We start from the raw sequence: 9,571 nt of genomic DNA on the forward strand, positions 1-9,571 counted from the left end.
GTAGTCGAGTCAGGCCTTTATTGTTGTCGTCGGAATCGCCGGCTCGCCGGGCGCCAATTTGAGCCCCTCCCACGGCAGGCTGTGCAGGCCGGAAGCCACCCGCTTGCGCGCCGCGGCCAGGTCGCTGTCGGCCACCACCTGTCCCTCGCGGACCAGCGGCGTCGTCAACACGCGGCACGATCCGGTGGTCTCGGGCCGGTGCCCGACCGGATACACAATCTCCTCGGTGATGGTGCCCGTCGCGCGCGACAAGCGCAGCGCCTCCTTGCCGCCGCCGTGGGATTCCTTGTGGGTGCTGCGTTTTTCCACCGGAATGCCGTCGACCTCGACCAGTTTGTAGACCATGTTCGCGGTCGGTGCGCCCGAACCGGTGACCAGCGACGTGCCGACGCCGTAGCTGTCGACTGGCGACGCTTGCAGCGACGCGATGGAGAACTCGTCAAGGTCGCCGGACACCACGATGCGGGTCTGGGTGGCTCCGAGCTGGTCGAGCTGCTCGCGTACCTGCCGGGCCAGCACCCCCAGCTCGCCGGAATCGATGCGGACCGCTCCGAGTGTGGCACCCGCGGCGGCCACGGCATTGGCCACGCCGGTCGTCACGTCATAGGTGTCCACCAGCAGTGTGGTGCCGGTGCCCAGCGCGCCGACCTGGGCGCGAAACGCAGCCAACTCGTCCGGCCCGTTCGGGTGGGTGTGCAGCATCGTGAAGGCGTGCGCGGCGGTGCCCTCCGCGGGTATCCCGTATTGCCGCTGGGCCTGCAAGTTGGACGAGGCGGCGAAGCCGGCGATATAGGCCGCCCGGCCCGCGGCGACCGCGGCGCGCTCATGGGTGCGCCGAGATCCCATCTCGATCAGCGGGCGCTCTCCTGCGGCACTGACCATGCGGGCCGCCGCGGAGGCGATCGCGGTGTCGTGGTTGAAGATCGACAGCACCAGCGTTTCGATCACCACGCACTCGGCGAAGCTGCCGCGGACCGACAGTACCGGCGACCCGGGGAAGTACAGCTCACCCTCGGCGTAGCCGTCGATGTCGCCGCGGAACCGGAAACCGCGCAGATAGCGCAACGTGTCCGGGTCCAGGAATTGCGCCAGCAACTGACCCGCGTCGTCGTCGAACCTGAACTGCGGCAAGGTTTCCAGCAGCCGGCCAGTTCCGGCGACCACACCGTACCGGCGGCCGGCCGGGAGTCGGCGGGCGAACACTTCGAACGTGGTCCGACGATCGGCGGTGCCGTCATGCAGCGCCGCGGCCAGCATCGTCAACTCGTACTTGTCGGTCAGCAGGCCAGCCAAGGTCGGCTCGTTCACACCGCAAACGGTATCGGTTCGCGTCCTGGCGCGCGGTGGCGTCGGTATCCTATAGGCCATGGTTGCTACGTCGGCACCGACCAAGCCGGGCACTACCGGTCAACGCGAGTCGGCACCGGTAGACGTCACCGAGAGTCCCTGGGTCACGATCGTCTGGGACGATCCCGTCAATCTGATGACCTACGTGACGTATGTGTTCCAGAAATTGTTCGGCTACAGCGAACCGCACGCCACCAAGCTGATGCTGCAGGTGCACCACGAGGGAAGAGCTGTGGTGTCGGCGGGTAGTCGGGAGACCATGGAAGTCGACGTGTCCAAGCTGCATGCCGCCGGTTTGTGGGCGACGATGCAGCAGGACCGGTGAGATTCGAGGGCATCCGGGATTCCTTGTGCGCAAATGGAAGCGCGTCGAGACCGCCAACGGTCCCCGTTTTCGGTCCTCCTTGGCCTCGCATGAGGCGGCACTACTGAAGAACCTCGTCACGGCGATGATCGACTTGCTCGACGAGCGCGAATCGTCTTCACCGTCAGACGAACTCGAGGAGATCACCGGCATAAAGACGGGGAATACACAGCCTCCGGGGGATCCGATGCTGCGCCGGCTGCTGCCAGATTTCCACAAGCCCGACGGCGAGGTCTCCGCGGACCCTCCGGATACCTCCGAGAGCCTCAACGCTGCGCTGCGCAGCTTGCACGAACCGGAGATCATCGACGCGAAACGGATTGCCGCACGGCAGTTGTTGGACACGGTTCCGGACAACGGCGGCCGCTTCGAGCTGACCGAGCAGGCCGCGAACTCCTGGATCGCAGCGGTCAACGACCTTCGGCTGACGTTGGGCGTCCTGCTCGAGATCGGCCCGCAGGGCCCGGAGCGCCTGCCGGCCGACCATCCGCTGGCCGCACACCTCGACGTGTATCAGTGGCTGACTGTGTTGCAGGAATATCTGGTTCTGGTGCTGATGGGAAAGCCGGCCGGATGAACTCCATCAGCGACGTCGAGGGCATCCGAATCGGTCATCACGACAGGCTGGATCCGGATGCGTCCCTGGGTGCGGGCTGGGCCAGCGGTGTCACGGTCGTGCTGACACCGCCGGGAACCGTCGGTGCGGTCGACTGCCGGGGCGGCGCGCCCGGCACCCGGGAGACCGATCTGCTGGACCCGGCCAACACGGTGCGCTTCGTCGATGCGGTGCTGCTGGCCGGCGGCAGCGCCTACGGGCTGGCGGCCGCCGACGGCGTCATGCGCTGGCTCGAGGAAAACCAGCGCGGCGTGGCGATGGGTGGCGGCGTGGTGCCCATCGTGCCGGGTGCGGTGATTTTCGACCTGCCCGTTGGCGGCTGGCAGTGCCGGCCGACGGCGGAGTTCGGCTACGCCGCCGCGCAGGCGGCGAACGCCGCCAGTGACGACGTGGCCACCGTGGCCGTCGGCACCGTCGGCGCCGGGGTGGGCGCGCGTGCCGGTGTACTCAAGGGCGGCGTCGGCACGGCGTCAACCACGCTGCCGTCGGGCGTGACCGTCGGCGCGATCGTCGTGGCGAACTCCGCGGGTGAGATCGCCGACCCGGCCACCGGCCTGCCGTGGATGGCGGACCTGATCGCCGAATTCGCGCTGACGCCGCCGCCCCCCGACCAGATCACGGCGTTCGCGGAGCTGCCATCTCCGTTGAGCGCGCTCAACACCACCATCGCGGTGGTTGCGACGGACGCCGTACTGGGTACCGCGGCGTGCCGGCGCGTCGCGATCGCCGCGCAGGACGGCCTGGCCCGAACCATCCGGCCGGCGCACACGCCGCTGGACGGCGACACGGTGTTCGCGCTGGCGACCGGGGCGGTCGAGGTGCCATCGTCGGCCGATACGCCCGCCGCGCTGTCTCCGGACACCGCGCTGGTCACCGCGGTGGGCGCGGCGGCGGCTGATTGCCTGGCCCGCGCGGTTCTGGTCGGTGCGCTGGCCGCGGAGTCGGTGGCCGGAATACCGACCTATCGCGACGTGTTGCCCGGAGCGTTTGGGACCTGACCACCAGCGCGTACACGCCGGTAGCCTGGATGATGCGGGGAACGCTCTGGAAGGGCAGCTATGGGCTTAAGAGGGTCGGGCAATCGGCCAGCGACACGGGAGCAGAAACGGCCCCAGTGGGTGGTTGGCGGGGCCACGATCATCACCTTCGTGGCGCTGCTGTATCTGATCGAACTCATCGACCAGCTGACGGCCACGCCCGGTCACTCGCTGGATGACAACGGCATCAGGCCGGGGACAACGGACGGCCTGTGGGGCATCATCTTCGCGCCGCTGCTGCACGCCAACTGGGCGCACCTGATGGCCAACACGATCCCCCTGCTGGTGCTGGGGTTCCTGATGACACTGGCCGGACTGTCCCGGTTCGTCTGGGCCACCGCGATCATCTGGATCGTCGGCGGCTTCGGCACCTGGGTCATCGGCAACTGGGGCAGCAGCTGCGGCCCGACCGACCACATCGGCGCCTCGGGGCTGATCTTCGGCTACCTGACCTTCCTGCTGGTGTTCGGGTTCTTCATTCGCAAGCTGTCGCACATCGTCATTGGGCTGGTGGTGTTTTTGCTATACGGCAGCGTGCTGCTGGGAGCGATGCCCGTGCTGCACCAGTGCGGCGGCGTGTCCTGGCAGGGTCACCTGTGCGGCGCCATCGCCGGCGTGCTGGCGGCGTATATGTTGTCTTCTCCGGAACGCAAGGCGCGCGCGCAGAAAAAAGCCTTGAAATCATGAGTTCGCCGTTAGCGCCCGTCGGGGTCTTCGACTCCGGCGTGGGGGGATTGACGGTCGCGCGGGCGATCATCGACCAACTGCCCGACGAGGACATCGTCTACGTCGGCGACACCGGCAACGGCCCCTACGGCCCGCTCACCATCCCCGAGATCCGGGCGCATGCGCTGGCCATCGGCGACGACCTGGTCAGCCGCGGCGTCAAGGTGCTGGTGATCGCATGCAACTCGGCGTCGGCGGCGTGCCTGCGGGACGCCCGGGAACGCTACGACGTGCCCGTCGTCGAAGTGATCCTGCCGGCGGTGCGCCGTGCCGTCGCCGCCACGCGCAACGGGCGCATCGGCGTGATCGGCACCAAGGCGACCATCACCTCGCACGCCTACCAGGACGCGTTCGCCGCCGCGCGCGACACCGAGATCACCGCGGCAGCGTGCCCGCGGTTCGTCGACTTCGTCGAGCGTGGGGTGACGAGCGGCCGGCAGGTCCTCGGTTTGGCCGAGGGCTATCTGGAGCCGCTGCAGCGGGCCGAGGTCGACACGCTGGTGCTGGGTTGCACGCACTACCCGCTGCTGTCCGGACTGATTCAACTGGCGATGGGTGACAACGTCACGCTGGTCTCCAGCGCCGAGGAGACCGCTAAAGAGGTACTACGAGTGCTGTCCGAACAGGACCTACTGCGTCCGCATGACGCGCCACCCGCCACGCGGGTATTCGAGGCCACGGGCGACCCCGAGGCGTTCACCAAACTGGCGGCGCGGTTCCTCGGTCCCGCCGTGACGGGTGTGCAACCTGTCCATCACTCACGCGCCCGCTAAGCCTCACGTAGAGATTCTGACCACCGAATGGGCGATGTTTTCCTCATCCAGGTATCGGGCATGGCACAGTAGTGTCCGTGCGAATAACCGTGCTCGGCTGCTCGGGTAGCGTCGTCGGTCCGGATTCGCCTGCGTCGGGCTATCTGGTTCGGGCACCGGACACCCCGCCCTTGGTCGTCGACTTCGGTGGGGGAGTGCTCGGTGCGCTGCAACGGTACACAGACCCCGGCTCAGTGCATGTGCTGTTGTCGCATCTGCACGCCGACCATTGTTTGGACATGCCGGGGCTGTTCGTGTGGCGCCGCTACCACCCTTCGAAGCCCGTCGGCAAGGCGTTGCTGTATGGGCCGAGTGACACCTGGTCTCGGCTCGGTGCGGCGTCGTCACCCTACGGCGGGGAGATCGACGACTGCTCGGACATCTTCGACATTCACCACTGGGTGGACGGTGAGCCCGTCACCGTGGGCGCGCTGACGATAGAGCCACGGGTGGTGGCTCACCCAACCGAGTCGTACGGCTTGCGAATCACCGATCCCAGCGGGGCGACGCTGGTCTACAGCGGCGACACCGGCGTCTGCGACCAGATCGTCGAATTGGCCCGTGGCGCAGACGTTTTCCTGTGCGAGGCCTCTTGGACGCACGCGCCGAAGGACCGTCCACCGGCCCTGCACCTGTCCGGCACGGAAGCGGGCAGGGCCGCCGCGGAGGCAGGTGTGCGCGAGCTGCTGCTGACCCATATCCCGCCGTGGACTTCGCGGGAGGACGTGATCAGCGAGGCCAAGGCGGAGTTCCACGGTCCGGTGCACGCCGTGGTGTGCGGCGAGACCTTCGACGTCCCGCGCGCGGAATAGTCGTTCGGCGACGCGTGCCAGGCGTCACCCCAGCGTGACGCTCGACGCGATGCACTTTGTTCGAAGGCTAGGGTTGGCGTCGTGTCCAAACGAGAAGATGGGCGGTCTGACGACGAGCTTCGCCCCGTGGTCATCACCCGCGGCTTCACCGTTCACCCGGCCGGATCTGTGTTGATCGAATTCGGCCAAACCAAAGTCATGTGCACGGCCAGTGTCACCGAGGGAGTGCCGCGCTGGCGCAAGGGGTCGGGTCTGGGGTGGCTCACCGCGGAGTACGCGATGCTGCCGTCGGCCACCCACACTCGCTCAGACCGCGAATCGGTGAAGGGCCGAGTCGGCGGACGCACCCAGGAGATCAGCCGACTGGTCGGGCGCTCGCTGCGGGCGTGCATCGACCTGAGGGCGCTGGGGGAGAACACGATCGCCGTCGACTGCGACGTGTTGCAGGCCGACGGCGGTACCCGCACCGCGGCCATCACCGGCGCCTATGTGGCGCTGGCCGATGCGGTGACCTACCTATCGGCGCACGGCAAGCTGTCCGATCCGCGGCCGCTGTCGTGTGCCATCGCGGCGGTCAGCGTCGGTGTGGTCGACGGCCGCATCCGGGTGGACCTGCCCTACGAGGAGGACTCGCGCGCCGAGGTCGACATGAACGTCGTCGCCACCGACACGGGGACCCTGGTGGAGATCCAAGGGACCGGCGAGGGCGCCACATTCCCGCGTTCGACGCTGGACAAGCTACTCGACATGGCGCTGGGAGCCTGCGACAAATTGTTTGCCGCACAGCGGGAGGCCTTGGAACTGCCCTACCCGGGTGTGCTGCCCGACGGACCGACGCAGCCTAAGGCGTTCGGAAGCTGACCCGGCCTAGGTGCGAGGGTAGCGGCGCTCAACGCGCGACGACCGGGTTAGACGGGGATATCGAACTCACCCCAAGTTTGCTGTAGCCCACGGGCCGGTACTTCTCCCGAGCCTCGGCCCGCGCGGCGCGCTCAGGCGCCGGGCGGCAATGCACCCGACCTCACGTCAGACCGAATAATGCCGCGAGTAGGCCAATTACAATGCCCAAAGCAAGAATAGGAAGGACAATAGCGCCAAGAAGGGACTGAAGAAATACGTAGGTCAAGAATTCGGGAAAATTAGAGAGAATATATGGTATCTCGCTCAACCAGAACAGAAGGGGGTCAATCCAGCCGCTGAATCCGTTCAACAACGAGGCGATGGTGTCCTCGGCGCTGGCATAGGAGGCCGCGCTTGCTTTCAAGTTTTGCGCAAACTGATGTTGAGACGCCGCCGCCTGCCCGGCCAGCGCCTGATAGTCCGCGGCGTGCTGAGAGAACAGGTGCGCGATACTCGCCGACACCTCATCGGCGGCTGCGGGCACCAGCCTAATGGTTGGGGTCGCCGCCGCTATATGGGCTGCGCTGAGGTCCGACCCAATTGCGGCTAAGTCTGTTGCTGCTTCGGCCATCAGCTTTGGCACGACAATCACAGCCGACATCTCTGTCCACCCTTCCTGTGTGTGGAAGTGAGCAGGTATTGCGCAACCCAGCCTCGCCCGGATCGACGGGACGGGCTTAAGTAACCGACTACTGAAATGGGGACTGGTGGATTGCCGAGGAGCCTGGCCGGTTCACTTCCCCGATTTTTTGGGGCTCACGTATGCATCGCCAGTTGACTTGGTCGCTTACACATCCGCTGCTGGTGGGCTCGTTTTCCTCGGCCATCGGGTCGTCAACTTGTTTGACAGGGTGGTGCAAAGTGCGAAGGGAGTATCCGACGCATCGGTGACCCGGGATGACCGCCCCGCCAGACTCGTCGGCCCGGACGACGAAATGATCGATGTTGGCAACGAACTCAGCCTGAGCGCCGGCACTTTGCTGGAATCACGAGTCCCGTCCCTTCGTAGCGGACTCGTATCGGACCGTGGAGGCAACAGCAAGCACCTCCTTGCGCCTGGTCGTCACGACAGCAACGGTAACGTGCCCTTAGCCTTGGGACCCGTGGAACCGTGCTTCGATGAAACAGATGTTTGGGAATAACTGGTGACCAGGCTTCTGGTCGCCAGCCGCAACCGCAAGAAGCTGGCCGAACTGCGCCGGATGCTCGACGGCGCGGGTCTGTCGGGGTTGACGTTGGTGTCGCTGTCCGACGTGGCGCCTTTCGACGAGGCACCCGAGACGGGTGCGACGTTCGAGGACAACGCGCTGGCCAAGGCGCGTGATGCGTTCGCCGCGACAGGTCTGGCGACAGTGGCCGACGACTCCGGTTTGGAGGTGGCGGCGTTGAACGGCATGCCAGGCGTGCTGTCGGCGCGCTGGTCGGGAAACCACCGCGACGACGCCCGCAACACCGCGCTGCTGTTGGCGCAGTTGCTGGATGTGCCCGACGAGCGCCGAAGTGCGGCGTTCGTGTCGGCGTGCGCGCTGGTCTCCGGATTGGGTGAGGTCGTGGTGCGTGGAGAGTGGCCGGGCACGATTGCCCGGGAAGCCCGCGGCGACGGCGGGTTCGGCTATGACCCCGTCTTCGTTCCGGAAGGGTGCGAGTGCACGGCCGCCGAGCTGAGCCCGGATGAGAAGGATGCGATGTCGCATCGAGGTCGCGCGCTGGCGCTGTTGTTACCGGCGCTGCGGGCTCTGGTCGTCGAGGCGTAGTCACTCGCTTCCACCGCCGCGCGAGCGGCCGCAAATGTACGCCGGTGACGGCGTATCGCCGGACAAATAGGCGCGCTCGCGGCCGCTAGCGCCACTACAGCCCGAAGCGCGCCTTCACGTCCCTGGTCTGGAAGTGCTCGACGATGACGCCCAGCAGTGGGATGGTGCCGGCCAGCAGCACGCCGATCGTCTTGCCGATCGGCCATCTGACCTTCATCGCCAGGTTGAACGCGGCCACCACGTAAGCGAGATACACCCAGCCGTGCACGAAACCGATCCAGCGGACCTCGTGGTGGTAAACCAGGTGCGACACGAGCTCGCCGCACAGCACGATCAGCCAGATACCCGTCGTCCACGCCATGATTCGGTAGGCGCGCAACGCGGTACGGATCTTCTCGATGGGGAAAACCGATGCGGTTGCCTCGGGCGTCTCCGGTGTGGTCATGCGGTGGTCCTGTTCTGCTTTTCGGCATCGTTTTTCGCGAGCTCGGCCAGGTAGGCGTTGTATTCCTGCAGTGCGGGATCGTCGGGCGGTTGCTGCGCCGGCTTGGGACGTTCGGGCAGCAGTCCGGCGGGTATCTCGGTCATTGCGGCATTCTTGCGGGGCTCCGCGTCCGCCTCTTCCAAGCGAACGAACCTGCGGTACGCGTAGACGCAGAACCAGGCGAACATCGGCCACTGCAGTGCGTAGCCGAGGTTCTGGAAGGTCCCCGTTGCCGCCTGATACCTGGTCCACTGCCACCAACCCAAAGCCAGGCAACCGCAGGCGGCAATAATCACCAAAGCGATCATCGCGGGCCTGCGACGACGGGTAGTGGACACCCCACGACGGTACCGCCTGGGAAATTTCAGGACTTCGGCCCGACGACCGCGTCGAGACGTGAGCGGTACGATCGGCACCCTGCGGGCGTGATGAAATTGGCAAACATGATGGCTTTAGGTGCCATTGCTCGGAAGAGCTTGAGGGTTCGAGTCCCTCCGCCCGCACTTTCGACGATGCCGGTCAGCCCAGGTGTCCTGGTTCGTCGGGCAGCACGGTCTCGGGTCGCACCGGGTAGGTTTCGTTGCTGACCAGGCGCTCGTTGATCCAGTACCCACCCGTGCAGGTGCGGGAGTAGGACCGGTCGGAGCCGCCGTAGCAGCTGTACATCGTCTGGTGCGCGGGCACCCAGATGGTGCGTTCCCGCATCCAGCTGCCGTCGG

Annotated in this window: 13 protein-coding genes and 1 tRNA gene; 9 read left to right on the forward strand and 5 right to left on the reverse strand. The window is 66.4% G+C overall.

The window, feature by feature from the left end:
- Positions 1-9: 9 nt before the first annotated feature.
- Positions 10-1,308, reverse strand: coding sequence for a nicotinate phosphoribosyltransferase (locus VML93_RS05270; protein ID WP_325608393.1), 1,299 nt, complete (start codon positions 1,306-1,308; stop codon positions 10-12).
- 58 nt (positions 1,309-1,366) lie between these two features.
- On the opposite strand from VML93_RS05270, the gene clpS reads away from it, so the two are divergent.
- The 7 genes from clpS (at position 1,367) to rph (ending at position 6,575) form a co-directional block, all read left to right on the forward strand.
- Positions 1,367-1,672, forward strand: a complete 306-nt coding sequence (clpS, locus tag VML93_RS05275; RefSeq protein ID WP_325608395.1) for an ATP-dependent Clp protease adapter ClpS — start codon at positions 1,367-1,369, stop codon at positions 1,670-1,672.
- A 25-nt stretch (positions 1,673-1,697) separates the two neighbouring features.
- Positions 1,698-2,288, forward strand: a complete 591-nt coding sequence (locus VML93_RS05280; RefSeq protein ID WP_325608397.1) for a DUF2017 domain-containing protein — start codon at positions 1,698-1,700, stop codon at positions 2,286-2,288.
- On the forward strand, positions 2,285-3,325 hold the full coding sequence (locus tag VML93_RS05285) for a P1 family peptidase (RefSeq protein ID WP_325608399.1): 1,041 nt from the start codon (positions 2,285-2,287) through the stop codon (positions 3,323-3,325). The genes VML93_RS05280 and VML93_RS05285 overlap by 4 nt, the downstream gene beginning before the upstream one ends.
- 60 nt (positions 3,326-3,385) lie before the next feature.
- Positions 3,386-4,051 carry a rhomboid family intramembrane serine protease gene (locus VML93_RS05290; RefSeq protein ID WP_325608401.1) on the forward strand — a complete coding sequence of 222 codons (666 nt, stop codon included), beginning with the start codon at positions 3,386-3,388 and terminating at the stop codon, positions 4,049-4,051.
- Positions 4,048-4,863 (forward strand): glutamate racemase, encoded by an 816-nt coding sequence (murI, locus tag VML93_RS05295; protein ID WP_325608403.1) that lies wholly within the window; start codon positions 4,048-4,050, stop codon positions 4,861-4,863. The genes VML93_RS05290 and murI overlap by 4 nt, the downstream gene beginning before the upstream one ends.
- A gap of 71 nt (positions 4,864-4,934) precedes the next feature.
- Complete coding sequence (locus tag VML93_RS05300) at positions 4,935-5,714, forward strand: cyclic nucleotide-degrading phosphodiesterase (protein ID WP_325608405.1); 780 nt, start codon at positions 4,935-4,937, stop codon at positions 5,712-5,714.
- Positions 5,715-5,795: 81 nt separating this feature from the next.
- Entirely contained in the window at positions 5,796-6,575 is a 780-nt protein-coding gene (gene rph, locus VML93_RS05305) for a ribonuclease PH (protein WP_325608407.1), read from the forward strand.
- Positions 6,576-6,735: 160 nt separating this feature from the next.
- Here the strand turns inward: rph and VML93_RS05310 are convergent, their stop codons facing one another.
- Positions 6,736-7,215, reverse strand: a complete 480-nt coding sequence (locus VML93_RS05310) for a PE family protein (RefSeq protein ID WP_325608409.1) — start codon at positions 7,213-7,215, stop codon at positions 6,736-6,738.
- Positions 7,216-7,756: 541 nt separating this feature from the next.
- Here VML93_RS05310 and rdgB point away from each other — a divergent pair.
- Complete coding sequence (gene rdgB / locus VML93_RS05315) at positions 7,757-8,368, forward strand: RdgB/HAM1 family non-canonical purine NTP pyrophosphatase (protein ID WP_414686284.1); 612 nt, start codon at positions 7,757-7,759, stop codon at positions 8,366-8,368.
- Positions 8,369-8,462: 94 nt separating this feature from the next.
- Here the strand turns inward: rdgB and VML93_RS05320 are convergent, their stop codons facing one another.
- Positions 8,463-8,813, reverse strand: coding sequence for a DUF3817 domain-containing protein (locus tag VML93_RS05320; protein ID WP_325608411.1), 351 nt, complete (start codon positions 8,811-8,813; stop codon positions 8,463-8,465).
- A complete protein-coding gene (locus tag VML93_RS05325; RefSeq protein ID WP_325608412.1) occupies positions 8,810-9,190 on the reverse strand; it encodes a hypothetical protein in 381 nt (126 codons plus the stop codon). Before VML93_RS05325 ends, VML93_RS05320 begins: the two co-directional genes overlap by 4 nt.
- An 81-nt stretch (positions 9,191-9,271) precedes the next feature.
- Between VML93_RS05325 and VML93_RS05330 the strand changes: the two genes are divergently transcribed.
- Positions 9,272-9,355 (forward strand) — tRNA-Leu (locus tag VML93_RS05330).
- 16 nt (positions 9,356-9,371) lie between these two features.
- On the opposite strand, the gene VML93_RS05335 is transcribed toward VML93_RS05330, so the two are convergent.
- Positions 9,372-9,571: CDGP domain-containing protein (locus tag VML93_RS05335; RefSeq protein WP_422656533.1), on the reverse strand; the 200-nt coding region annotated here is incomplete at its 5' end.

It is taken from the genome of Mycobacterium sp., assembly GCF_035499775.1.
In the GTDB taxonomy this organism is placed as follows: domain Bacteria; phylum Actinomycetota; class Actinomycetes; order Mycobacteriales; family Mycobacteriaceae; genus Mycobacterium.